This is a genomic window from Nocardia terrae (genome assembly GCF_009760405.1).
In the GTDB taxonomy this organism is placed as follows: domain Bacteria; phylum Actinomycetota; class Actinomycetes; order Mycobacteriales; family Mycobacteriaceae; genus Nocardia; species Nocardia terrae.
Window position 1 is genome coordinate 63,552 of sequence record NZ_WRPP01000007.1, and the last position, 22,829, is coordinate 86,380.

The 22,829-nt window shown below is 67.9% G+C and carries 22 protein-coding genes; 10 read left to right on the forward strand and 12 right to left on the reverse strand.

Going from position 1 to position 22,829, the window contains the following annotated elements:
- Positions 1 to 48 precede the first annotated feature (48 nt).
- The gene (locus GPX89_RS31185; RefSeq protein WP_157391314.1) at positions 49 to 636 is read right to left on the reverse strand and encodes a TetR/AcrR family transcriptional regulator; all 588 of its coding nucleotides are present in this window, start codon (positions 634 to 636) and stop codon (positions 49 to 51) included.
- A 129-nt stretch (positions 637 to 765) separates the two neighbouring features.
- Between GPX89_RS31185 and GPX89_RS31190 the strand changes: the two genes are divergently transcribed.
- The 4 genes from GPX89_RS31190 (at position 766) to GPX89_RS31205 (ending at position 3,949) form a co-directional block, all read left to right on the forward strand.
- Positions 766 to 1,602, forward strand: a complete 837-nt coding sequence (locus tag GPX89_RS31190; RefSeq protein ID WP_235948551.1) for a CoA transferase — start codon at positions 766 to 768, stop codon at positions 1,600 to 1,602.
- An 8-nt stretch (positions 1,603 to 1,610) separates the two neighbouring features.
- A complete protein-coding gene (locus GPX89_RS31195) occupies positions 1,611 to 2,771 on the forward strand; it encodes an acyl-CoA dehydrogenase family protein (RefSeq protein ID WP_157391316.1) in 1,161 nt (386 codons plus the stop codon).
- Between the two features lie 109 nt (positions 2,772 to 2,880).
- Positions 2,881 to 3,105, forward strand: coding sequence for a hypothetical protein (locus GPX89_RS31200; protein WP_157391317.1), 225 nt, complete (start codon positions 2,881 to 2,883; stop codon positions 3,103 to 3,105).
- 82 nt (positions 3,106 to 3,187) lie between these two features.
- Positions 3,188 to 3,949 (forward strand): SDR family NAD(P)-dependent oxidoreductase, encoded by a 762-nt coding sequence (locus GPX89_RS31205; RefSeq protein ID WP_157391318.1) that lies wholly within the window; start codon positions 3,188 to 3,190, stop codon positions 3,947 to 3,949.
- A 6-nt stretch (positions 3,950 to 3,955) separates the two neighbouring features.
- Here the strand turns inward: GPX89_RS31205 and GPX89_RS31210 are convergent, their stop codons facing one another.
- Positions 3,956 to 5,170, reverse strand: coding sequence for an MFS transporter (locus tag GPX89_RS31210; protein WP_157391319.1), 1,215 nt, complete (start codon positions 5,168 to 5,170; stop codon positions 3,956 to 3,958).
- Between the two features lie 111 nt (positions 5,171 to 5,281).
- On the opposite strand from GPX89_RS31210, the gene GPX89_RS31215 reads away from it, so the two are divergent.
- On the forward strand, positions 5,282 to 6,169 hold the full coding sequence (locus GPX89_RS31215; RefSeq protein WP_198347677.1) for a LysR family transcriptional regulator: 888 nt from the start codon (positions 5,282 to 5,284) through the stop codon (positions 6,167 to 6,169).
- On the opposite strand, the gene GPX89_RS31220 is transcribed toward GPX89_RS31215, so the two are convergent.
- The 4 genes from GPX89_RS31220 to GPX89_RS31235 all read right to left on the reverse strand — a co-directional run bounded on the left by GPX89_RS31220 (position 6,158) and on the right by GPX89_RS31235 (position 8,938).
- Positions 6,158 to 7,117: a Leg1-related protein gene (locus GPX89_RS31220; RefSeq protein WP_157391321.1), complete on the reverse strand. Its 960-nt coding sequence runs from the start codon at positions 7,115 to 7,117 to the stop codon at positions 6,158 to 6,160. The genes GPX89_RS31215 and GPX89_RS31220 overlap by 12 nt on opposite strands.
- A gap of 85 nt (positions 7,118 to 7,202) precedes the next feature.
- The gene (locus GPX89_RS31225) at positions 7,203 to 7,730 is read right to left on the reverse strand and encodes a hypothetical protein (protein ID WP_328602495.1); all 528 of its coding nucleotides are present in this window, start codon (positions 7,728 to 7,730) and stop codon (positions 7,203 to 7,205) included.
- 10 nt (positions 7,731 to 7,740) lie between these two features.
- Positions 7,741 to 8,109 carry a hypothetical protein gene (locus tag GPX89_RS31230; RefSeq protein WP_235948552.1) on the reverse strand — a complete coding sequence of 123 codons (369 nt, stop codon included), beginning with the start codon at positions 8,107 to 8,109 and terminating at the stop codon, positions 7,741 to 7,743.
- 124 nt (positions 8,110 to 8,233) lie between these two features.
- Positions 8,234 to 8,938 (reverse strand): GbsR/MarR family transcriptional regulator, encoded by a 705-nt coding sequence (locus tag GPX89_RS31235; RefSeq protein WP_157391322.1) that lies wholly within the window; start codon positions 8,936 to 8,938, stop codon positions 8,234 to 8,236.
- A gap of 222 nt (positions 8,939 to 9,160) precedes the next feature.
- Between GPX89_RS31235 and GPX89_RS31240 the strand changes: the two genes are divergently transcribed.
- Positions 9,161 to 10,060, forward strand: a complete 900-nt coding sequence (locus GPX89_RS31240) for an alpha/beta hydrolase (protein ID WP_157391323.1) — start codon at positions 9,161 to 9,163, stop codon at positions 10,058 to 10,060.
- Positions 10,061 to 10,080: 20 nt separating this feature from the next.
- On the opposite strand, the gene GPX89_RS31245 is transcribed toward GPX89_RS31240, so the two are convergent.
- Genes GPX89_RS31245 through GPX89_RS44000 form a run of 4 tightly spaced genes read right to left on the reverse strand, consistent with a single transcriptional unit; the run spans position 10,081 to position 14,335 of the window.
- On the reverse strand, positions 10,081 to 10,902 hold the full coding sequence (locus GPX89_RS31245) for a YceI family protein (protein WP_328602496.1): 822 nt from the start codon (positions 10,900 to 10,902) through the stop codon (positions 10,081 to 10,083).
- Positions 10,899 to 13,550: an MFS transporter gene (locus tag GPX89_RS31250; protein ID WP_157391324.1), complete on the reverse strand. Its 2,652-nt coding sequence runs from the start codon at positions 13,548 to 13,550 to the stop codon at positions 10,899 to 10,901. The genes GPX89_RS31245 and GPX89_RS31250 overlap by 4 nt, the downstream gene beginning before the upstream one ends.
- 11 nt (positions 13,551 to 13,561) lie before the next feature.
- Positions 13,562 to 14,053, reverse strand: coding sequence for a MarR family winged helix-turn-helix transcriptional regulator (locus GPX89_RS31255; protein ID WP_157391325.1), 492 nt, complete (start codon positions 14,051 to 14,053; stop codon positions 13,562 to 13,564).
- Between the two features lie 39 nt (positions 14,054 to 14,092).
- Positions 14,093 to 14,335, reverse strand: coding sequence for a hypothetical protein (locus GPX89_RS44000; RefSeq protein ID WP_198347678.1), 243 nt, complete (start codon positions 14,333 to 14,335; stop codon positions 14,093 to 14,095).
- A gap of 460 nt (positions 14,336 to 14,795) precedes the next feature.
- Between GPX89_RS44000 and GPX89_RS31270 the strand changes: the two genes are divergently transcribed.
- Complete coding sequence (locus GPX89_RS31270) at positions 14,796 to 15,557, forward strand: GntR family transcriptional regulator (protein ID WP_207710606.1); 762 nt, start codon at positions 14,796 to 14,798, stop codon at positions 15,555 to 15,557.
- Here the strand turns inward: GPX89_RS31270 and GPX89_RS31275 are convergent.
- A complete protein-coding gene (locus GPX89_RS31275) occupies positions 15,554 to 16,096 on the reverse strand; it encodes a cysteine hydrolase family protein (RefSeq protein ID WP_328602497.1) in 543 nt (180 codons plus the stop codon). The two genes, GPX89_RS31270 and GPX89_RS31275, sit on opposite strands and share 4 nt — an antisense overlap.
- A gap of 148 nt (positions 16,097 to 16,244) precedes the next feature.
- On the opposite strand from GPX89_RS31275, the gene GPX89_RS31280 reads away from it, so the two are divergent.
- The gene (locus GPX89_RS31280; RefSeq protein ID WP_157391326.1) at positions 16,245 to 19,469 is read left to right on the forward strand and encodes a BTAD domain-containing putative transcriptional regulator; all 3,225 of its coding nucleotides are present in this window, start codon (positions 16,245 to 16,247) and stop codon (positions 19,467 to 19,469) included.
- A gap of 4 nt (positions 19,470 to 19,473) precedes the next feature.
- Here the strand turns inward: GPX89_RS31280 and GPX89_RS31285 are convergent, their stop codons facing one another.
- Positions 19,474 to 20,787 (reverse strand): MFS transporter, encoded by a 1,314-nt coding sequence (locus tag GPX89_RS31285; protein WP_157391327.1) that lies wholly within the window; start codon positions 20,785 to 20,787, stop codon positions 19,474 to 19,476.
- A gap of 85 nt (positions 20,788 to 20,872) precedes the next feature.
- On the opposite strand from GPX89_RS31285, the gene GPX89_RS31290 reads away from it, so the two are divergent.
- Both GPX89_RS31290 and GPX89_RS31295 read left to right on the forward strand, forming a co-directional pair.
- A complete protein-coding gene (locus GPX89_RS31290) occupies positions 20,873 to 22,402 on the forward strand; it encodes an aldehyde dehydrogenase family protein (protein ID WP_157391328.1) in 1,530 nt (509 codons plus the stop codon).
- A complete protein-coding gene (locus tag GPX89_RS31295; RefSeq protein WP_198347680.1) occupies positions 22,399 to 22,794 on the forward strand; it encodes a nuclear transport factor 2 family protein in 396 nt (131 codons plus the stop codon). Before GPX89_RS31290 ends, GPX89_RS31295 begins: the two co-directional genes overlap by 4 nt.
- Positions 22,795 to 22,829: the final 35 nt, after the last annotated feature.

A 22,829-nucleotide genomic window follows, 5' to 3' on the forward strand; every position in this document is an offset into this window, starting at 1 on the left:
TCGCAAACCGTCACAAATCTGTGATCAGCCCAGCGATTTCGGTGCCGCTCACTCCTCGACGGTGATGGTCAATCGGGGCTTGGGGGTGTCGCCGCCTCGGTCGACCATTTCCCAGACGGAATCGATCATGGGGGCGAGGAGGAGTTCGCCGAGTTGGCGGACCAGGACCGATACCACCTGGGTGGATTCGCGGCGAGTGGTGGAGGCCAGGCCGGCTTCGCGGAGGAACAGGACTTCGCTGCGGACGAGTTCGACCAGGCGCTCGAGGAATTGGGACTGGGCGGGGTCGGGCTCGAGGATGGCGCGGCGGATGTAGTTCACGACGGCGGGGTTCTCGCGCAGCATTTCGCGGACGGCTTCGTCGCGGGCGGCGGCCACTTCGCCGGACGTTCCGGTGTTCGGCACCGAGTGCACGGCCTGGTAGAAGTACTCGCTCACCAGTTGGTCGACCGCGTCGCGCAGGCCCGCCTTGGTCTTGAAGTGATGTTGGACCAGGCCCAGGGTGACACCCGCCTCGGCGGCGACCGCGCGCAACGAGACCCGGGACTCGCCGTATTGGGCGAACAGGTCCATGGCCGCGTTGCGGATGCGCGCCTTCGCGGTCAGGTCGTCATTGGTCGCCCGTGGATTCAGCATCGCCCCTCGACTTGTCGGTGGTGTCGGGTCAGTCTACGTCGCGTAGTAATTGCTGGTCGTATGCCTAGGAAGGGTTACGATTGACCCAGTAACAATACATCTGTACCGTTCGCTGGCATGGAGGTTTCAATGACGCGCCCCCTGGACGGTGTCGAGGTGGTGTCGCTGGCCGTCAACCTGCCCGGCCCGCTGGCCGCGGCACGGTTGGCCGAGCTCGGCGCTACGGTCACCAAGGTCGAGCCGCCCGCCGGTGACCCGCTCGCCGCGGCCGCGGCCGACTGGTACGGGGCGCTCGTCGCCGCCCAGACCGTCGTCACGCTGGACATCAAGCAGGACGCCGATCGCGGCAAGCTCGACGAGTTGCTGGAGACGGCGGACCTGCTGATCACCTCGATGCGGCCGAGCGCGCTCGCGAAACTCGGCCTGGCGCAACCGCAGGAACGCTTTCCGCGGCTCTCGCTCGTCGAAATCGTCGGGCACGCGGATGATCCCGAGGTACCCGGTCACGACCTGAACTATCAGGCCGTGCACGCCACGCTCACGCCGCCGCACATGCCCACGGTGCCGGTCGCCGACATGCTCGGTGCGGAGCGTGCGGTCTCCACCGCTCTCGCCGCGCTGGTCGCCCGGTCGAGAACCGGTGTGGGGCAGCCGTATCGCGTCGCGCTGGAAGAGGCCGCCGAACGCGCCGGTGACGCGGTTCGCTACCGGCTCATGGGTCCGGACGCGATTCTGGGCGGCGCGTTTCCCGGCTACGGCATCTACGAATGCGCGGACGGGTATGTCGCGCTGGGCGCCGTGGAACCGCACTTCTTCATGGGCGCCCTGGCGGTCTTCGGGGCCGACGGCACCCACGACGCGTTCCGGAAAGCCTTCGCCGACAAGACCGTTGCCGAACTCGAGGCCCTCGCCGCGGCACACGACCTCCCGCTCAACGGGGTGCGCACCCCCTCCACCGGAAAGTAGGAACAACGATGTCCGAACTCTTCCCCGACTACCGCCCCACCTGGGAGACCGACGAGCACCGCGAGCTGCGCAAGCACGCCGCGGAGTTCTTCCGCAAGGAGATCCCGCCGAACCGCGAGCGCTGGAGCAAGCAGCACATGGTCGATCGCGAGTTCTGGAACAAGGCCGGTGACGCCGGGCTGCTCGGCCTGGATCTGCCGGAGGAATTCGGCGGCGCGGCAGGCGATTTCGGTATGCAGGCGGTGGTGCAGGAAGAGTTGATCTACGCGCACGACAATGCCTTCGGCTTCTCGGTGCACTCGCCGATCGTGTCGCACTACGTGTACCACTACGGCAACGAGCAGCAGCGGGCGAAGTGGCTGCCGGGCATCATCAGCGGTGAGCTGGTGCTGGCCATCGCCATGACCGAGCCGGGCACCGGATCCGATCTGCAGTCGGTGCGCACGACGGCGGTGCGCGAGGGCGACCACTACGTCATCAACGGCTCGAAGACGTTCATCTCCAACGGAACTCACTGCGATCTGCTGGTGATCGTGGCCAAGACCGACCCGAGCAAGGGCGCGGCGGGCGTCTCGCTCATCGTGGCCGAGACCAAGGAGCTGGCGGGCTTCGAACGCGGGCGGGTGCTCGAGAAGATGGGCCAGCACGGTCAGGACACCCGTGAGCTCTTCTTCTCCGACATGCGGGTGCCGGTCGCGAATCTGCTCGGTCCGCAGGAGGGCCTGGGCTTCTACCAGCTCATGGAGCAGTTGGCGCGCGAGCGGCTGATCATCGCCAGCCTGTGCTCGGCGCTGGCCGAGTCGGCGGTGCTCGAGGCGCTGCGCTACTCCAAGGAGCGGGAGGCGTTCGGGCGTCCGATCGGCAAGTTCCAGCACAATGCCTTCACCCTCGCCGAGGTCAAGACCGAGGCGCTGGCCATCAAAACCCTTGTCGACTACGCGATTCAGCAGTACATCGACGGCAAGAACGATCCGTCCACCGCGTCCATGGCCAAGCTGTTCGCGGCCGAGACCGCCGACAAGGTGGTCGACAAGTGCCTGCAGCTGTTCGGCGGCTACGGCTACATGATGGAATACCCGATCGCGCAGATGTACACGGGCTCGCGGGTGAACCGCATCTACGGCGGCACCAGCGAGATCATGAAGGAGATCATCTCCCGCTCGCTGTGACGCGGGCCCGATCGTGCCGATCCGCCGCTGAATAACGAACGGGCAAAGACCGCGGATTCGCCGACATTCAATACCCGGCAGCGGCGGGATCGGCTGAGAGGGTCGAACCATGACCGAACCGTCGAAACCATCGGTACTGGCCCGCATCTCACCCAAGCAATGGCTGGCGATCGCGCTGACCGTGCTGGTACTCGCGTTCATCATCGAGAACCGTCACAAGGTCGATATCGAATTCCTGCTCATCACGGTCACCTCGCCGATGTGGGTGGTCCTCTCGGCCACCCTCCTGATCGGATGGATCATCGGCCTGCTCACCCGCCGCACCCGCCGCTGACCCACCTTCCCCGCCGGACATCGGTGCCCGCACTGTAAGGATGGGAGGGGAGCGGACAGGGAACCGAGTGAGGAGTTTCGTCATGCGTGGGGTGCTGGTGACCGGAGGCTCGCGTGGGATCGGCCGGGCGGTCGCGGCGGCGTTCGCCGAAGCCGGGGATCGGGTGGCGGTGCATTACGGGCACGACCGGGGTGCGGCGGAGCAGACCGTGCGAGCGCTGCCCGGGAGCGGGCACGCGATCGTGGGCGGTGATCTCGCCGATCCCGATGCGGCCCAGCGGATCGTCGACGAGGCCGTGGCGGCGCTGGGCGGGGTCGACGTGCTGGTCAACAATGCGGCACTGGCCACCTCCGGCGACACCGTCCACCGCATCGCCGAGGTGGAAGCGGCGCAGTGGCAACAGGTTTGGCGGCGCATGCTCGACATCAACCTGCTCGGCCCGGTCCATCTGACCTACGCCGTCGCCCATCACCTGATCGAGCGCGGCGCACCCGGCCGGATCGTCAATATCGGCTCGCGCGGCGCCTTCCGAGGCGAACCCGACTTCCCCGCCTACGGCGCGAGCAAGGCGGCATTGCAGGCGTTCGGCCAATCCATGGCCATCGCGCTCGCCCCGCACGGCATCAGCGTCACCTCGGTCGCCCCCGGCTTCGTCGGCACCGAACGCCAGGACGCCAAACTCGCCTCCCCCGAGGGCGATTCGGTCCGAGCCCAGAGCCCGTTCGGCCGCGTCGGCACCCCCGCCGAAATCGCCGCCGCCGTCCTCTACCTCGCCTCCCCGCACTCCACCTGGGCCTCCGGCGCCATCCTCGACCTCAACGGCGCCTCCTACCTACGAACCTGAGCGACGTCACCGAGCGGCTCGGGTACGGACACGGACCGTTGCCCATCGAGCCCGCAACGGTGCGGCGATGACGGTCAGAACGGCCGCGAGGCCGGCGGAAACCAGGAACACCGCCGGCAGATCCCGGCTCACGAAGGGGCTCGCCAGGCTGGTGGCGAGGGAGCTGCCCAGGAAGACCGAGCCGACGAAGAACGACACCGTGGTGGCCCGGGCCGCCGGCGCCACCGAGGTCGCCCACGTCTGCAACGAGCCGTGCAGAAACGAATTCGACAACCCGATCATGATCGCCGCGACGGTGAGGGCAAGGGCGGAGGCCGCTCCGGCCGCGGCGACGAGCAGGGCGAGCACGAGCAGGCAACCGCCGACGGCGATGAGGCCGGAGAGAGCGATGCGGGTCGACACCGCGCGCACGAGCCGCGATCCCGCAATGATCCCGACCCCGTAGGTGGCGGCCAACGCACCCGCGGCCACCGTTGACCTACCGGTGTGCTCGATCGCGGGGGCGATGAAGGTGAAGATGCCCAGCAGCAGCGCGCCCTCAACGATCCCGAGGACGTAGAGCAGAACCGGCCGGTACCCGAAGGCCGCACGAAGGTCACGGCCACCACCCAGGTCGCGTGCCACCGGTTCCGGCATGCCTTTCGAGATCCGCAACAGTACGAGCGCTCCGACGGCGGTGGCCGCGAACGGGATCCGCCAGTCGGTCCACGTGCAGAGTGCACCCGCGGTCAGGGTCGCCAGCGTGGTTCCCAACGCGGTGAAGGTCTGCACCGCTGACACCTCGCGCACACGCGCGACTCCAACGTGCCGGTCGCCGATCAGCGTGAGAACGGCGGGAAACAGTGCGCCGACGAACAGTCCACAGCCGGCTCGGCTGACCAGCAGCACGGTGAAAGTGGGACTCGCGACGGTCGCCAGGCTGAAAGCGATAGCTCCGATCAGGGCGATGCGGATGACGCGCAGCCGTCCGACCCGGTCGCTGACGATTCCCCACACGGGCTGCCCGATGGCGTAGCAGAGGGCATAGACCGTCACCAGCATTGCCGCACTGGCGAATTCGATGTGCCGCTGACTCGCGATCGACACGATCATCGGCGCCGTGGCGAAGCGGTCGTAGAACGACAGGAAGCCGATCGCTCGCAAGGTCGACTGACCGATCCCGTGCGCAGTGGGCTCGTTCGGATCCCCGACCGGTGAAAGTGGCTGCAGCGCTGAGGACATCGCTGATTCCTTCGGTTGCGTGGCTGAATGTTGTCAACCCTCGTCCATCATCGGGAATCGGTCCAAGATCTAGATCAACTCGGTGTCATAGGATCAACCTATAGTGGGCCGATGGATATCAGGACCCTCGGCTATTTCGTCGCGGTTGCCGAGACGGCATCGTTCACCCGGGCAGCGGAACGCTGCCATGTCGCGCAGCCGTCCCTGAGTCAGCAGATCCAAGGGCTGGAAAGAGAATTGGGGGAGGCGCTGTTCGAAAGGCGACCGCGTCAGGTCCGGCTCACCGCGGCCGGGTACGCATTGTTGCCGCACGCCCGCGCGGCCCTGGCCGCCGTGGCGGCGGCCAAGGATGAATTCGCCTACCGTGCAGGGAGTCTCACCGGCGAGATGCGCATCGGTCTGGTCGACGGCATCGATACGAACGCGACCGCCCGGGTGCTCACCGACTTCGCCACCGCCCATCCGGATGTCGTCCTCACCATCCTGGGAGGCACCAGCACCGAACTCGGCGCGCGCGTATCGGAGCGACAGCTCGACGCCGCGGTCATCGCCATACCGGTCGACGGTTTGCCCGGTCACCTGTCCCACCGGGTCGTACACCGGGAGGAGATCGTCACCCTCGAGAAGCGGACGGACGCAGACTTATTGCCGGACCGTCGGCCGGTTTCCGAACTGGCCGGTGCCGCGATCATCACCTACAACGAGACCAGTGGGGTCCTGCCGCACATCACCCGCTACCTCGATGACCACGGCGCCACGACCCGTACTATCTGCGCCACAAACGATCCCGCGCTCCATCGCGCCCTGGCCCGCCAAGGGCTCGGTGTCGCGATCACCGCGGCCTCGGATCACGGCCTGTCCAGCGGCGACGACCTCACCGTGCGTGGATTCGATCCGCCCCTGGATCTGGCGAAAGTGCTTGTCTGGCACCGCCATGTCCGCTCCAGGGCGCTCTCCGCATTCCTCGCCCACTGGGACCGATTCGATTCACGGCTGTAAGAGGTAGCGCAGGGCGCGGAGGCGGTCCGCTCCGGTGGTGGCGGAGGGATTGAATACGACGTCGAGCATGGCCAGTACCTCTTCGCGTGCCGGGCGGGTGCGCATTACGCGGCGCCACAGGAAGAGGTCGATCGTGTAGCGCCAGGTGGGGGTGTCGGCCAGTTTGCGGACGTTGGAGACATTGCGGCGCACGGTGTCCGGGAGATCTGTCAGATCGTCGGCGTTGTGGAGGAGGCGTTCCGGGAGGACGTCCAGGCCGTGGGTGACCATGAAGTCGAAGTCGGTGTGCCATGCGGCGGCCCACAGGTAGTCGACCATTCGGCACCAGCCGCGGAGGAACGTCAGTTCGTCGGTGGAATACGCGCCGGGGTCGATATCGGCGAGGCGGCGGGCCACCGCGTCCAGGCAGCTTTTGTGGGCTTTCCAGAGCGCCAGCCGCAGCGGCTCGTCGTCGGAGCCGGGCTGCGACGACGCCAGCAGGCGGAAGTAGTCGCGCCAATCACGCACGCCCGCTCGGAATTCCGGCGGGACGACGCGGGCGGGTCCCATGCCGTGCGCGTAGTCGAAGCGGCTGGGCTGGGGTGGGCCGATCAGTTCCAGGTCCGCGACCGTACCGGCGTCCACGGCGCCCAGCCACGGCACGACACTGAGCGCGTAGTTGCCGTATCCCCACGCGGCATCCGGGTCGATACGGCGGCCCTCCGCGCCGAGTCGGCCGGTGCGGAACTGCCACTGCAGCTGAAACATCAGTCCCCACAGCAGATTTCCGCGATTGTCGGGTCCGAACAACCCGCTCCGGTTGGTCGCGTCGATCAGTTGCCGGTACGCGGCCATGCGCTGATCGAAACCGAACGGGTCGAAGCTGGATTCCAGCGGCGGAGCCGCGGTCCAGACGGCATACAGATCCAATTCGGCCAATTCGGCCGGGTGGTCGACGTGTGCGGGCATTCCTGCGCTCCTTCCGGTACCGCGGGCCTTCGTCGCATCAGCATGTCACCTCGGTCGCGGCCGCTACCCGTTATCGGCTCCGGACCTACCAGCGGAGCATCGGGAGCGGATTGGTCGGGTGGGCGAGTGCGTGGGACGTGCCGCGGCGGAGCAGGATCGAATGGAATCCGGCGTAGGGGAGCGCGTCGACCGTGGCGCGGATCATGGCGCGGCTGACCCCGCCGCGGATCAGACCGCGGGAGGCGTCGGTGCGGTCGGCCCGCCGGAAGGTCTCGATGAGCGGGTCGTCGACGGGCCGGAGGCGGTGGTGGTCCATGACCAGCCGCTGAACGGTATCCAGGTCCGTGATACCGAATTCGCCGGTGAACTCCGCGGCGAGCGCCGCGGAGGGCTCGAGGTAGTCGAAGGTGTTCGCTGTCCAGACCCCGAGATCGTGCACCGCCCACGCCAAGGCCGCGGTGTCCGGAACCGTGTTCGCGCCCAACAGGTCTCGCTGGTAGTTGAGCCCGCGCAGAACGTGATGTCGATAGGCGGGCAGTTGCGGGCCGAGTTGATCGCGGTATCGGTCGAGGACGGTGTCGACGATCGGATGCGCCGTGATGACATGTCGCACTGCGGTTTCCTTATGTCCGGTCGTTCGATGCCCCGATGTTCGTGGCCAACCGGCTACCGAGGAAACCCACGTAGGCCAGCAGGCCGACCGCACCGAGTACTCGGGTGCGGCGGAAGGTGATGGCCAGGCCGAGGAACAGTTCGGTGGCGCCGTTGCGATAGGTCCAACTGCGTGTCGATCGCGGAAACGCGGTCGCGGTCAATTGATCGAACGCCCGCGGTGCGGTGAAGTGCGCCGCCCCCGTCCCGGCCAATCCGAGTCCGAACAACCTGGCCGTGGTGCTGTCGGGCGTGCGGGCATTGATGACCACCGGATTCTTCGGCGTCTTGCCGGCGACCAGCGCCTGCGCGGCCTGCCGCTTCCGCTTCCTCACACCCATGTCCCGCTCCTGTCTGACTCCGTCGCGCTCGGGCATTTCACGTCTGGGTCAGTCTGCCATAAGAGCTGAAGGAGGTCTCGGGCTGTCTGAGACATGCAGGGATCTGTCGGGTGACGAGTGCGGTTCAGCCCGGGTGCCGTTGATCTGCGTGCCACCGCTCGACCGCCTGAACCATCTCGTGGCCGAGGTAATCGAGGTATCGCCCGATTTCGGTCAGGCGGAGACCCGCGGGGGTCGTCGCCCCGAGGATTGCGGCCCCACTGCGCGCCGCCTCGACCTTCGCCTCGGAGGCGCGGGCAAGGTTGAGCGTGGTGCGATACCAGGTTCGATCATCGATGTAGTAGCGGTCACGGCGCGGCGAATCACGCTCCCGCCGAACGAGATCCCGCTGTTCGAGTGCGCGGATGGCCGTCGAGATCGACGCCGGGCTCACGCCGAGGCGATGCACCAATTCGGCGGCGGTAAGGCTGCCGGAGTCGGTGAGGTGCAAGCAGGTTAGCACTCGCGCCTGCATTCGCGGCATCCCGTCGAATACGAACAGTTCGGTGAACCGGGTTGTGAAGGCGCGCACGGCATCGTCATGGTCGGACCCGGTGGTCGGCGTCGATCGCGGGGGCGTGGTCGGTTTGCCGCGTCGCGATCGCGTAGCCGTAGCCCGGTGTGCCCGGTCGGCGCGATACCGATTCGGGCCACCGTTGCGGGTCACCTCGCGACTGACCGTCGAGGCCGGGCGCGCGAGCTGGCGTGCGATATCGGTGTATCCCAGCCCTTCGGCCAGTCCGGCGGCGATGCATTCCCGCTCCTGCAGGGTGAGTCGGGCTCCCGGCATGGGTGGCTCCCCTTCGGCATCATCGTTCCGCGCCGGCATGCATTCGGCGGCATCTCATTGCAAATCGACTGCTCGCCCTTGCATTTCACGGCACGGTCATTGCATTGTCGATATCGACTCTAGCTGTGCAAATCGTCGTTTCCGCAAATACTTCCATTGAACATCGGCGAAAGGTATCTACCGTTCGGCTCAGACTGAACGTTGCACTCTGGGAGGAACCCGATGCCCGATCTCGCCCGCCACGATGCCGAAACAGCAACCGCCACTCCGACATTCGTGTTCGTACACGGCCTGAACGGCAATAGCTTCTATTGGGCACCCGTCGTTCGTGAGCTCGCCTTGCTCGGCCATCGCAGCCTGCCGGTCGATCTACCCGGGCACGGACTCGACGCCTCGATACCGCTGACCTACCAGGCCCAGGGCATCGCGGCCTTCGTCGCCTCATCATCTCCGATGTCAGCAATCACCGTGCAAGACAACGTATCCCACGTGATCGAGGTGGTGCAGAAGGTACGTCGACACGGACCCGTCATCCTGGTGGGACACAGCCTCGGCGGCGTGACCATCGGTCTGGTGGGCAACGCCATACCCGATGCCATCCACCGCCTCGTCTACCTCTCCGCGTTCTGCCCATCCACGCCGGACGCACCCAGCGCGACGGCACTGAGCCGGACACCCGAGGCCCTGAAAGACGTGCCGATCCCGAACCCCGAGCACTCGCTGTTCCTGGGAATGGAACCGGTAACCCGCGGCCTGATCCGATTCAACCTCCGTTCCTCGGATCCCCTGGCATTGGAGGACTTTCGGCAGACCAACATGCCCGAGGCCACCCTGGAACAGACCTTGACGGTCATCAACTACGGCATGCAACCCGAAGACAGCGCCCACACCAGCCTCGCCGACGCCCGAGTCGAAGCCGACACCTGGGGACGAATACCCCGCACCTATATCCGGCTCACCCGCGACAACGTCATCCCTCCGGCGCTGGCGACCAAAATGATCGACGACGCCGACCGCCTCACCCCGAACAACCCCTTCGACGTCCACGACCTGGCGGCCGGCCACGTCGGCGTGATCCTGCAACCTCGCGCCCTGGCAGCCATCCTCGACCGCCTGGTATGAACCCGCGACGACTGCTCGGGCTACATCGCCGGTAGCCGGTCGCCCTGGACGAGTTCCATGTCGAGTTCGATCTTCACCGTGGTGCCGACGGCGGCGATGCCGGCTCGGACCACCGCGTTGTAGTCGATCGCGAAATCGTCGCGGTGCAGCAGGGTTTCGGCGTGGAAGGCGGCGCGGACCCCGCCCCAGGGGTCGGGGCCGTAGCCGCCGTAGGTGACGGTGAGGTCGATGCGGCGGGTCTGGCCGTGCAGGGTGAGATCGCCGGGCATGAGCCAGGTGTCGCCGCCGGTGCGGCGGAAACCGCTGCCGGTGAAGGTGATCAACGGGTAGCGGTCGACATCGAGGAAGTCGGCGGAGCGGAGGTGGTCGTCGCGCATGCCGATGCCGGTGTCGACGGTGGCCGCCTTGATCTCGGCGAATCCTGTTGATTGCTCGAAGATCTCGCCGACGTCGAGGCGGCCGCCGACCTCGGCGAAGCGGGCCTTGATGCTGGCGATGCCGAGGTGCCGCGCGGTGGCCTGCACCGTGGAATGCATCGGGTCGATGGTCCACGGGCCGGGCGGCGGTGCCGGCACCGCGCCCGCCTCCCGTTCCAGCCGGATCTCGCCGAGCGCGCCCGCGCCCGCGGCGGAGACGCGCACGACCCGGGCCACCGGGTGGTGGCCGGGAGCGGTCACCACCGCGGTGTGCGTGCCCGCGGGCAGCGGCGCGGTGGCCGCCGCCCCGGTCTGGTCCGAGGTCGTGTGGGCGAGCTGCTGACCCCGCAGATCCGTGACCGTCAGGACGGCTCCGGGAATGGGCCAGCCCTCGGCGCTGCGAATATCGGCGGTGAGCCCGTTCACGGCCGGTCCGTGGACTGTTCGAGCTCGGCCGTCGCGTCGTCGAGGTCGTAACCGAGTTCGATGTCGTGGTCGACCTGTCCGGCGCTGACCGCGACCCGGCCGGCCACCGGCGGATAGCCGCGGGCGACGATCGTGTACTCGCCCTCGACGAGGTCGGTCAGCGCGTAGCGACCGTCCGCGTCGGTGTGCACGGTGCCGACCGCTGTCCCGGTCGCGTCGAGCACGGTGACGAGCGCGTTCGGCACCGACTGCCCCTCGGCGACAACGGTTCCGGTGAGCATGGCCATGGCCGTCAGTTCGAGGTCGTAGCGCAGCAGCCCGCTGTCCGGTACCACCAGGGTGGCGGCGGTGGGCCGCAGATGCTCGGCCGCGGCGACGAGCGTGTAGGTGCCCGACACCACGCCGTGGCACACGTAGCCGCCGTCGGTTCCGGTGACGGCCGCGCCGACGACCTCGCCCCGTGTGTCGGTCAGCGTGATGGTGACGCCGGCCAGCGGTTCACCGCGACCGGCGGCGCGCACGGTGCCCGACAACTCGCCCGAACCCTCCAGCGTGAGGTCCAGCCGCTGCGCGCGCTCGTCGACGGTGACGTTCACCGCCGCGGGCAGGTGCCCGCTCGCCGAGGCGATCAGCACATACTTTCCGGCAGTGGGCATTTCGATGCGAAAGTCGCCGCCCTCGCCGCCCAGCGCCCGCGAAACCTGGTGCCCGCGCTGGTCGATGAGCGTCAGCGCCACGCCGGGCACCGGCCGCCCGTCCTCCTGGATGATCCGGCCCTCGATGGCGGGCCCGCCGTGCGCGTCGTCCGATGCCGCGATCATCGCCCCTCCTGCTGCCGAAACTCCTTGCATGCCATTACCGTTGGTCGACCCGCTCGGCCCCTCGGCCGGGAGTCCCTCGACCGCGCCGAGATGACCGTTGGTCGCGATGTGGCCGTTGGCCGCCGCGGCATGGCGTCCGGCCGCGGCGGCGGCCAGCACGGGAACGGGCTGCGAGATCGCCTCCGCGGCGCCCTCCCACACCTGTTCCTCGCCCCAGTCGGCGTCATCGGCCGGAGCCTTCGCGGCTTCGGGCTTCGGCGCCGCGATGTCCTGCAGCGGAATCTCCTTCATGAACAGCAGCACCACGAACGCCACCAGCGCCACACCCGCGGCGGCCCAGAACACGGCCTGCATCGAGTTGGTGAATCCGATCAGGATGGGGTCGCGCACCTGCTGCGGAAGGGCCGCGATCCCGGCGGTATTCGATTGCAGGGTGTCGAGCGCGCCGGCGCTGAGTCCGGGCGGCAGGTGCCCGCCGAAGGCGTCGGTGATCTTGTGCGGCAGCAGGTTGAACAGGATCGTCAGGAACACCGCGACACCCAGGGTGCCGCCGACCTGCCGGAAGAAGGTCGCGGCCGCGGTCGACACGCCCATATCCGAACGGGGACCGGCATTCTGGACCGCGATGATCAGCGTCTGCATGCAGCCGCCGAGCCCGAGGCCGATGATGCCCGCGTACACCAGCGGCTGCCACAGCGGGGCGTCGTAGTGCACGGTCGCGTACAGCGCTGCGCCGCAGGCGATCACGAAGGTGCCGAGGACCGGCAGGATCTTGTAGCGCCCGGTGCGCTTGGTGACCTGGCCCGAGATCAGCGATCCGGTCATGATGCCCGCCACCAGCGGCAGCATCAGCAGACCCGCCTTGGTGGGGGAGAACCCGCGCACCACCTGCATGTACAGCGGAACCATGGAGATGGCGCCGAACATGGCGATACCGACGATGAACCCGCCCACGATGCACACCGTGAAGGTGGAATTCCTGAACAGCCGCAACGGAATCAGCGCGGCGTCCTTCATCAGGTATTCGATGCCGATGAACAGCACGAGCCCGACCGCGCCGATGGCGTAGCAGAGGATCGCCTTGCCCGAACCCCAGCCCCAGCCGCGGCCCTGTTCGGCGACGATGAGCAGCGGCACCACGCAGACGGCCAGCGCCACGGCGCCGCCCCAGTCGACGCGGACCTGCTGCCGGTGGTGCGGCAGGTTGAGCACGCGGGCGACGACGCCCAGCGCGACGATGCCGATCGGCACGTTGACCAGGAACACCCAGCGCCAGCCCTCGAGGCCCCACAGGTGGTCGAAGCCGGAGAACCAGCCGCCCAGGACGGGTCCCAGCACCGTGGCGATGCCGAAGACCATCATGAAATAGCCCTGGTAGCGCGACCTTTCGCGGGGCGGCACGATATCGCCGATGATGGTCATGGCCAGCGACATCAGACCGCCCGCGCCGAGTCCCTGGAAGGCGCGGAACCCGGCCAGTTCGTACATCGAGGTGGCGAAGGTGCACGCCGCGGAGCCGATGACGAACAGCGCGATGGCGGTGAGGTAGAAGTACTTGCGCCCGTAGATGTCCGCCAATTTTCCGTAGAGCGGGGTGCTGATCGTGGCGGTGATCAGATACGCCGTGGTGGCCCAGGCCTGCTGATCGAATCCGTGCAGGCTGTTGGCGATTCGCACGATCGCGACGCTGACGATGTTCTGGTCGAGCGCGGCGAGGAACATGCCGAGCAACAGGCCGGACAGGATGGTGAGGATCTGCCGGTGGGACAGCCTCGCCGGTGCCTCGCCTGCCGAGCCCGGTGGTGCCTCGATGGTCGCAGAAGTCATGTCTGGAAGCCTTATTTCGTATCGGTTGCTGCGGTCGTGTGCTCGATGTCGCCCGCCAGGCGCTCGAGCAGCCGGGTCAGCGTCTCGCGATCGGCCGGTGACCAACCGGCGAGCAACTGTGCCAGCCAGAGATTGCGTAGCCTGCGGTTCTCCGTGAAGATCCGCTCACCCTCGGGTGTCGCGTGCAGGACGCACGCGCGGCCGTCGATCGGGTCGGCCCCGCGCTCCACCAGACCGTGACCCACCAGGCTGCGGGTCTGTCTGCTGATGCTCGAGATCTCGGCATGCAGTGTCTCTGCGAGTTTCCCGGTGCGTTGCGGGCCGTCGTGGACGAGGCAGAACAGCATGGCGTAAGCGAGCTGGTCCAGACCTTCCGGTCCGTGCTTGATGACGCGATGCTTTGCCCGCCCGACAGCTCGAAGCAGTCGAACCAATTGGGTGCCGAGTCGGTCGGCGTCGTCGAGTTCGGTTGTGGCACTGGGATCACGGGCTGCGGCCGCCATGATCGATTCCTTTACGAACTATTTAATTAGCGCATACAACTACTTGCTGTGGCCAACTATACATGCGCGGGTGAGGGATCGCGGTATGCGGGCGTTGCCGCCCCGGCGAAGGATCGGATCAAGGGGGTCGGTGTCGCGGATGCGGATGTCGACCTCGGGATGTGTGCGGCGGTAGGCGGTGGCCAGCCGCTCGATGCCGGGGTCGGCGGCACCGCCCGGTACGACGAAGGCTTCTACATCATCTCCGGCACTGTGCGTTTCATCGTCGGCGACACCGACCACGACGCGACAGCGGGCACGCTGGTGATGGTCCCACCGGCGTGCCCGCTGTCATGCTCAGCACCTTCACGCGCCGAGGCGCTTTCGCCCGCTACTTGCGGCTGCGGTATTCGGCGATTTCGCGGGCGCGGAAGTCCATATTGTCGTCGGTGTGGAAGTACGCGAAGACGCCCACTGTCACGATGCCCACGAGAATGAGCGTTGTCATGATGTTCCGCCCTTCGTCGTTCGGAAGTGAAAAGGCCAATATCGAGCGTAGGTTCGCCTACCTCCGGCCGACAATGCGATGGGATCGACGGCACATCCTCCCGACACCGACTCACATCGGCGGTCGAATGTGATCTGCGCCTACTGTCCGCGATGATGGCGGCGACGTGGTCGTCGCGCCGCACGGCGCCACCGGCCCGGCCACCGGTAGGGCATCTCCTGCCATATCAATGACTCGCACTGACATACTTGCCCGGTGTCGGATATTCACAGCGTGATCGCGGGGACGCCGCATATCCCCGCATTGCTTCTGGTCGGCCAGGACGAGACCGGCCTCGACCGGACCGGCCAGGCGTACCGGGGCATCAGACGCCAGATCATCGATCTGACCCTGCCGCCCGGCAGCGGGTTCACCGAGGCGTCGCTCACCCAGCAGCGGCAGACCAGCAAGACGCCGGTGCGCGAGGCGCTGGCGCGGTTGCGCCGGGACGGGCTGGTGACCGCGCTGCCGCGCGCGGGCTACGTGGTCAGCCCGATCACGCTGCAGGACACCGACGATCTCTGCGCCCTGCGGACGGTGCTGTCCAGCGCGGCGGCCCGCGTGGCGGCCCGCACCGGGGTCGGCGCGGCGGCGCTGGAGCGGCTCGACGCTCTGGCCGAGGTGCCCTTCGCGCGCGCGGCGGGCGAAGCGGGACTGGAGGATTCGCTGCGCGCCGGGATCGAGTTCGAGGGCATCATCGCCAATGCCGGCGGCAACGATCGGCTCGCCAAGGCGATCGTCGAGGTGATCGACGAGCTGGAGCGAGTGCTGCGGATGGCCACCCTGATCGCCCCCGATATCGCCAGCCCGCCCGGCGAACTGAAATCCATCGTCGAACGGATCCGCGAGCGGGACGCCGACGGCGCCTACGACACGACGCACGAGCGTTGCGAGCGTGTGCGTCTCGACATCCTGCAGGTGTTGTCGAGGAGTTCGTCGGTGAGCCGGGCGCCCATCGAACTACCGGCACGGCCTTAGCGCCACTCCGCGCAGGACACGACCTCGAATCCCCGGCTGGGGAAGACCTTGTCGACGAAGAAGTCGTGCATTTCCGGGTCGCCGTCGGCGCAGCCGTCCCGCAGCACCGTCACCCGATAGCCGCGATCCGCCGCGTCGTAGCAGGTCGCGGCGACCATGGCGCTGGTCGCGACGCCGGCGACCGCGACACTGTCGACGCCGCCGGCGCGGAGTACGAGGTCGAGATCCGTGCCCGCGAACGCGCTGGCCCGGCGCTTCAGCACGACGACGTCCGTGGTGGCGACGGGCAATTCGAGTTCGGTGCCGTCCGAGCCCTCGTGGAAGGTGTCCCCGGCCTCGTAGAAGGTCCTGAAAAGCGCGTTGCCTGGCGGTAAGTCGGCCCCGTTGCGGCGAACGGCGAAGTGCACGAACACCACGAGGACGCCGGCCGCACGAGCGCGGGGAAGCATGGCGGCGAGCGGCGGCACGACCTCGCGTGCGAAGGGGTAACCGCTCGTGATCCCCCGCTGGAGGTCGCCGATGAGCAATGCCGTGGTCACGAAGTCTCCCGTCAAGAGGTGAAGCGACCGTCGTCACAGCGATGACAGTCGTATGACAGCTAAGACTGCAACACTGGCCAATTGAGATATCAACTCCCCGAATGATCATCACGACCTTCGGCGAACGGGAACAGAGGGGTGGCCCAGCTTGATTCGGATAAGGCTCCTGGGGGAAGAGGTGGAGGTGGTCTCCGGCGATGGGGAGTTCGCCGGGGTGCGGGGGAGGCGGCTGGCGGCTCTGCTGGCGGTGCTCGCGCTCGATGCCGGGAAGGTGGTCCCCGTCTCACGGCTGATCGATGCGGTGTGGGGGGAGAAGATGCCCGCTTCGCCAGAGAACTCGTTGCACACCTTGGTGAGGCGGTTGCGGGCGATCACCGGGCGGGATGTCGTCGAATGGGCGGAGCCGGGTTATGTGCTGGCGGTCGAGCCCGAGGCGGTGGATGCGATCCGGTTCGCGCGATTGCTCGACATAGGGCGCCTGGCGCTGTCGCAGGGGCGGCCGGACGATGCCGTGGCGGCGCTGGATCGGATGCTCGGACTGTGGCGCGGACCGGCGCTGCGTGAGGTCGCGGAGACCGAAACGCTGTGGGCCGCGGCCGAAGTGCTGGCGGAGCAGCGACTGACGGCGGTCGAATTGCACGCCGACGCCTGCGTCGAACTCGGGCGGGCCGCGGAGGTGGTGCGAGCCCTCGCCGCCGAGGCGGCCGCGCACCCGTTCCGGGAGTCGCTGGCGGCGCGCCTGGTGACCGCGCTCGGCGCGGCCGGGCGCACCTCCGATGCGCTGCAGGCGTTCCGTCGCACCGAGCGGCTGCTGTGCACCGAGCGCGGCGTCGAACCGTCGGCAATCCTGCGCCGTGCGGTCGCGGAACTCGACCCGCCGTCCGAACCGCAGCGTGTCGCCCGGCATGCGCAGGCGCCGCCGCGGCGGCTGACCAGCTTCGTCGGACGTGACACGGAGGTCTCCGAGGTCGCGGCATTGCTCCAGCGGCACCGGCTGGTGACGCTGGTCGGACCCGGCGGGATCGGCAAGACCAGGCTTGCCGCCGAACTGGTGCTCGCGGCTCGCGAACAGTGGCCGGATGGCTATGGATTCGCGGATCTGTCGGCGGTCACGCCGGACCGCTCGGGCGCCATGGTCCGGAATGCCGTCGCGGCAGCGGTTTTCGCCGCCGTCGCACCGGGCGTGATCAGCGAGGAGCCCGGCGGGAACTGGATCGATCTGCTGGTGCGGACGCTCCGGCAGCAACGGATGCTGCTCATCCTGGACAACTGCGAGCATGTGATCACCGCGGTGGCCGATGTGGTGGTCGGTCTGCTCGATCGGCTTCCCCTGCTGACGGTCCTCGCGACCAGTCGTCAGCTGCTGGCGCTGGATTGCGAGCAGCTCCATCCCGTGCCCGCGCTGCCGGTACCCGCGACGGAGGCGGCCGTCGACGATGCCTCCACCTGCGCCGCCGTTCGACTGTTCCTGGATCGCGCGACCGCGGTGCGCCCGGATTTCGAACTGTCCGAGGACAATTGCCGTGCTGTCGCGGCCATCGTGCGCAGTCTCGACGGGGTGCCGCTGGCGCTCGAGCTCGCCGCGGCCCGGTTGCACGGTCTGTCACCGCAAACACTCTCCGGCTGGCTCGACGATCGTTTCGGCCTGCTGGCCAACGGATCCCGCCAGGCGCCCGCCCGGCATCGCTCGCTGCGGGCGATGGTCGCCTGGAGCTGGGAACTGCTGTCCGCCGCGGAAGCCGAGCTGGCGCGCCGCTTTTCGGTTTTCGCCGGTGGTGCGACCCTGGAGGCGGTCATCGGTGTGTGCGGAATCGACATCGACGACCTCGAGACCGTCGCCGGGCGGCTGGCCGAATTGGTCGCGATGTCATTGGTGGAATTCGACGGTCGGCGCTATCGGATGCTCGACACCATTCGCGCCTACGCGGCGGAGGAGTTGGCGCGTATGGGCGAGGCGGAGCGGTGGGAGCGCGCACACGCGGCATGGTTCGCCGACTTCATCGAGGTCGGCGCGCGAGAGTTGCGCGGACCCGCCCAGTCCGAGTGGATGCATCGATTCGCCACCGAACACGGCAATTGTGAAGCGGCACTGGATTGGTCGGTCCGGCATCGGGTGCCGGAATTCGCGGTGCGGCTGTTCGGTGAGCTGGCCTGGTACTGGCTGTTGCGCGGCCAGCGAACCCACCTGTCGACCTGGCAATCCGCGGTGCTCGACGTCACCGGCGGTGAGATACCGTCCGGCTGCACGGGATCGTTTCTGACATGCCGCTACGTCGAGCAAATCCAGTCGCGAGCGGTGACCGTCCTGCCGGAGTGGATCGCCGACACCTCCGCGGAATTCGAACGGCTGATCCGGGCGGCGATGACCGAACCGCGTGGCGTCCATCCGTTCTTCGTTCTGACATTGGCCCTGCGGGAGTACTACCGCGGCGATCGGAGCCTGCTCGAGCGCTGTGCGACCGCCGAGGACGGTGCATTGCGCGGCCAAGTGCTGGTTCTGCGGGCCTACGAGGACGTCGATGCCAAGCCGATCGAGAGCATCTTCACCGATCTGGAAGCGGCCGTGGATTGTCTGAGCAGCGCGGGCGACCCGCGCACGCTGTGCGGGGCCCTGTTCGAACTCGCGCTCATGCGCAGCAAATGGCATGGAATCGGCTGCGCCACAACGTTGATCAGCCGTGGACTGGAACTGGTGGCCGACGAGCTCAGTCCCGACACCCGGCACAACTTCTTGCTCGGCGCCGCGAACCTGCATCTCGAGGACGGTGATATCGCGGGCGCCGTCGGCTATCTCGCGTGCGCCGAGCAGTTCGACCCGATGGAACTGACCGACGAATCGATGAGCATCCGGTATGTGAACCAGGGCTATCTGGCGTGGCGGGAGGGGCGAGTCGACCGTGCGGTCGAGCTCTTCGAGCGGGCTGTGATCCCCGAACCGGTGATCGGAACTCATCAACGTGTCCCGAGAATGTATGTGCCGGCGCGATGGCGTGCCATCTTCGCGGCCGTGCTGGCCGAGGCGCAACGGCTCGACGATGCCGTGCGACAGCTGAGGATCTCCCGCGAATACGCCGCCTACGCGTCCCCGCTGATGCTGTTGGATGTGGCGTTCGCGCATGTCCTGACGGCGCTGGCGGCCGGCCTGCCCGAAAACGCCGCGCGCGTACTCGGGGTGGTGCTGCGGGGGTATCGGGAGGAGGGCCGCACCGTGCTCGGGCCCGACATCTCGCGTGCGCTCGCGGCGACTCGGAATGCGCTCGGCGACGACGTGTTCGAGGCGATCGCGGGGGAGTACGAGGACGCCGTGCTGGAGCCGCTGCTGGTCGAGGTCGAGCACACCGCGCTGGCCGTCTCGAGATCACCTGCCGCATAACCGATCAGGCGTGCGCGGCGACGACGCGCGGGTTGGCCGCGACCGTGCCCGGACACGGCGCGGGACACGGCGGGGCCGCGGTGAGGGTGTTCAGCGCGCCGTGGTGGCGGCGGCTGCTGAGGACGGCGACGAGTTCGAGGACGAGCACGATCACTCCGTAGCCGAACGCGGTGGTGGGCAGGTCGAATCGGCTCAGGCACAGTCCGGCCAGCACGGCGGGCAGGCTGAACGCGAGATAGGCCGCGACATAGGTCGCCGTGATCACCTCCGCGCGGCGGTCGGCCTCGGTCAACCCGGTGAGCATCCGCAGAATGCCGGTAAAGGTTGGCCCGCAGCCGATTCCGGCGATACTGCTGCCGATGAGGAACAGCCACACCTCACGGGTGGCGACGCCGGTCAGAGCAACGGCGACACCGGTGATCAGGAAGGTCGGGCCGCCGCGCAGCAACCGGTCGATGGTCCATTCTCGGGTCAGTACGGCGGCGGTCAGCGAAGCGCCCTGCAGCGCGAGGATCACCAGGCCGCCGGCCAGCGGACTGGTCAGCTGGAATTGCGTGCGCATGAGCGCCCCGCCGAGCGACAGGTACAGGCCGCCCAGCGCCCAGGTAGCGACAATGGACGGCAGCAGCGTCTGGAAGACCGACCGGACCGATTGCGGTACCGACACTTTCGGTATCAGCGAGCCCAAGGCTCGGCCGTCGGGCGCGACCGTCTCGGGCATCACGGTGACGCCCATGATCAGGACGGCGTAGGCGGCGGCCAACAGCCAGAACACCAAGTGCGTGGGCGCGGGCGCGAACGCCACCAGCAGTCCGCACGACATCGCGCCCGCTGCCGAGCCGGCCCCGGCGGCGATGCTGGACATCAGCACCCCCAGCCGCGAGCCCGACGGCTGCAAGTCGATCAGTGCCGCGCTGATCGCTCCGGTGGACAGCCCGGCCGCGATGCCCTGAATCCCGCGGGCGAGGAAAAGCCATGTCACCGAGCGCGCTTCGGCGAAGATCAGCGTTCCCGCCAGCGCGGCCACCGCGGCCGTGAACAGTACCGGCCGCCGCCCGACATGATCGGACAGCGACCCGGCGACCAGCAAGGTGACCAGCAGCGCGAGCACATTGGTCGCGTACACGCCCGTCGAGACCAGTGCGGAGTAATGCCACTGCTGCTGATAGACGGGATACAGCGGGGACGGCGCCGAGGAAGCGAACAGCATCAGGGCCAGTGCGGCCACCAAGAGCCAGAACGCCGCTGGGCGCGGCAGGTGGTAGCTCGCCGGATGGGCGGCGCCGCCGGGGCCGGGACGGATCGAATTGTTCACCATGCGCGCAAGACTGATCGCGGCTGCTGATATCGGACTGTCGCCGCGTACCAGTGCGGTGTCCGCGGGGCCGATGAGTGTGTTCGGTATGACGAATACCGACAATGCCAGCCGGTTCACGCTGTCCGTCCTTCCGTACCGGGATGTCCTGGAGGTCAACCCGGGACGCCTCTACATCGGAGGCCGGTGGTGCGATTCGGATTCCGACGCGCGCTGGCAGCACCTCAGCCCGGTGACCAACGAAGAGGTCACCACCATCGCCGACGCCTCGGCCACCGATGTCGACCGGGCTGTCAGCGCGGCGCGGCAAGCCTTCGACGAGGGCCCGTGGCCGCGGCTGCGGGCCAAGGAACGCAAGGCGATCCTCGAACCCCTGATCGGATTGCTGCGCGAGGCCGCACCGCGGCTGAGCCGGATCCAGACGCTCGAGAACGGCATGCCGATCTCCTTCACCAGCCAGTACCGGCTCTCGGCCGGGGTCGCCGCGGACGTGTTCGACCATCATCTCGGCTGGATCGACAAGCTCGGCGGGGAGACCTACCCGCAGTACACCGAGCGAAGTGACCTGCAGTACCTGAGTTTCCGCGAACCGGTCGGCGTGGTCGGGGCCATCGTGCCCTGGAACGCGCCGGTGCTGCAGTTGGCCAACAAGGTCGCGCCCGCGCTGGCCGCCGGGTGCACGGTCGTGCTCAAACCCTCCGAATACGCCAGCCTGAGCAGTCTCGCGATCACCGAACTGATCGATCAATTGGACTTGCCGCCGGGCGTTTTCAATCTCGTCACCGGTGTCGGGGCCACGTCCGGACAGGCGCTGATCACCCATCCCGGCGTCGACAAGATCAGTTTCACCGGCAGCCGCGGGGTCGGCGGGCGCATTCTCGAGGCCAGCGGGCGCGACATCAAACGGGTCACCCTCGAACTCGGCGGCAAGAGCCCCAGCCTGGTCTTCCCCGACGCGGACGTCCGCGAAGCCGGGAAGGCGGTGATGCGCATGATCGCGCTGGGCATGTCCGGACAACAGTGCACCGCCCAGACCCGGGCCCTCGTGCATGTCGACTGTTATGACGAATTCCTCGACGGCGCACGGGAGATCGCCGCATCGGTGCGCTACGGCGACCCGTTCGACCCGGCCACCAACGCCTCACCGCTGATCAACAAGCAGCAGCTGGTGAAGGTCCTGGACTACGTCGAATCCGGCACCGCGGACGGCGCGCACCTGCTGCTCGGCGGGGACCGGCCCGGCGATGCGCTGAGCGCCGGCAACTATCTGAACCCGACCATCTTCACCCAGGTCGACAATCGCATCCGGCTGGCGCAGGAGGAGATCTTCGGCCCGGTGCTGGCCGTCATCCCGTTCACCGACGAGGACGAGGCGGCCCGGCTCGCCAACGACACCGAATACGGCCTCGCCGCGGGCATTTACACCACGGACATCGCACGGGCCTTCCGGCTGGCGCGGCGCATCCGCGCCGGAGCGATCGGCATCAACGGCTACACCTTCATGCCCAATGCCCCGATCGGCGGATACAAGACCTCTGGCCTGGGCCGGGAGGGCGGACGCACCGCGCTCGAGGCCTACACCGAGCAGAAGACCGTCATGATCGAGACCGGCGCTTGATCACCCGACCGGGGCTCGGTCGCGCCGGGATGGACGCGCTCGTCGTCGACTATCTCGAACTGGTGTGGAACCAGGGGCGTGTCGATCTGGCCGATCGCTTCGTCGCCGGTGGTCTGGTCGAGCACAATCCGAGTCTGCCCGACGGTCGGCGGGCCTTGGTCGAGCTGATCCGCGGTGTGCGGCAGCGGTTCCCGCGCGCGCGGTGGGAGCTGCGTCGCATCGCCGCCGCCGGGGATCTGGTGTTCGCGCACAGTCTGTTCACCACCGGACCCGAGGATCGCGGCACGGCGGTCGTGGATGTGTTCCGCGTCCTCGGGGACCTGATCGTCGAGCATTGGCAGGTGCGCGAACGGGTGCCCGCCGTGGCCGTCGGCGGCCACCCGGTGGTGTGAATTCGTTCGACGGCGACCGTTCGTTCCGGCCATCA

What these genes read in the sequence shown, in the direction of transcription:
- GPX89_RS31185 (WP_157391314.1), bottom strand. Translation starts at nt 636, where the DNA reads ATGCTGAATCCACGGGCGACCAATGACGACCTGACCGCGAAGGCGCGC.
- GPX89_RS31190 (WP_235948551.1), top strand. Translation starts at nt 766, where the DNA reads ATGACGCGCCCCCTGGACGGTGTCGAGGTGGTGTCGCTGGCCGTCAAC.
- GPX89_RS31195 (WP_157391316.1), top strand. Translation starts at nt 1,611, where the DNA reads ATGTCCGAACTCTTCCCCGACTACCGCCCCACCTGGGAGACCGACGAG.
- GPX89_RS31200 (WP_157391317.1), top strand. Translation starts at nt 2,881, where the DNA reads ATGACCGAACCGTCGAAACCATCGGTACTGGCCCGCATCTCACCCAAG.
- GPX89_RS31205 (WP_157391318.1), top strand. Translation starts at nt 3,188, where the DNA reads ATGCGTGGGGTGCTGGTGACCGGAGGCTCGCGTGGGATCGGCCGGGCG.
- GPX89_RS31210 (WP_157391319.1), bottom strand. Translation starts at nt 5,170, where the DNA reads ATGTCCTCAGCGCTGCAGCCACTTTCACCGGTCGGGGATCCGAACGAG.
- GPX89_RS31215 (WP_198347677.1), top strand. Translation starts at nt 5,282, where the DNA reads ATGGATATCAGGACCCTCGGCTATTTCGTCGCGGTTGCCGAGACGGCA.
- GPX89_RS31220 (WP_157391321.1), bottom strand. Translation starts at nt 7,117, where the DNA reads ATGCCCGCACACGTCGACCACCCGGCCGAATTGGCCGAATTGGATCTG.
- GPX89_RS31230 (WP_235948552.1), bottom strand. Translation starts at nt 8,109, where the DNA reads ATGGGTGTGAGGAAGCGGAAGCGGCAGGCCGCGCAGGCGCTGGTCGCC.
- GPX89_RS31235 (WP_157391322.1), bottom strand. Translation starts at nt 8,938, where the DNA reads ATGCCGGGAGCCCGACTCACCCTGCAGGAGCGGGAATGCATCGCCGCC.
- GPX89_RS31240 (WP_157391323.1), top strand. Translation starts at nt 9,161, where the DNA reads ATGCCCGATCTCGCCCGCCACGATGCCGAAACAGCAACCGCCACTCCG.
- GPX89_RS31250 (WP_157391324.1), bottom strand. Translation starts at nt 13,550, where the DNA reads ATGACTTCTGCGACCATCGAGGCACCACCGGGCTCGGCAGGCGAGGCA.
- GPX89_RS31255 (WP_157391325.1), bottom strand. Translation starts at nt 14,053, where the DNA reads ATGGCGGCCGCAGCCCGTGATCCCAGTGCCACAACCGAACTCGACGAC.
- GPX89_RS31285 (WP_157391327.1), bottom strand. Translation starts at nt 20,787, where the DNA reads ATGGTGAACAATTCGATCCGTCCCGGCCCCGGCGGCGCCGCCCATCCG.
- GPX89_RS31290 (WP_157391328.1), top strand. Translation starts at nt 20,873, where the DNA reads ATGACGAATACCGACAATGCCAGCCGGTTCACGCTGTCCGTCCTTCCG.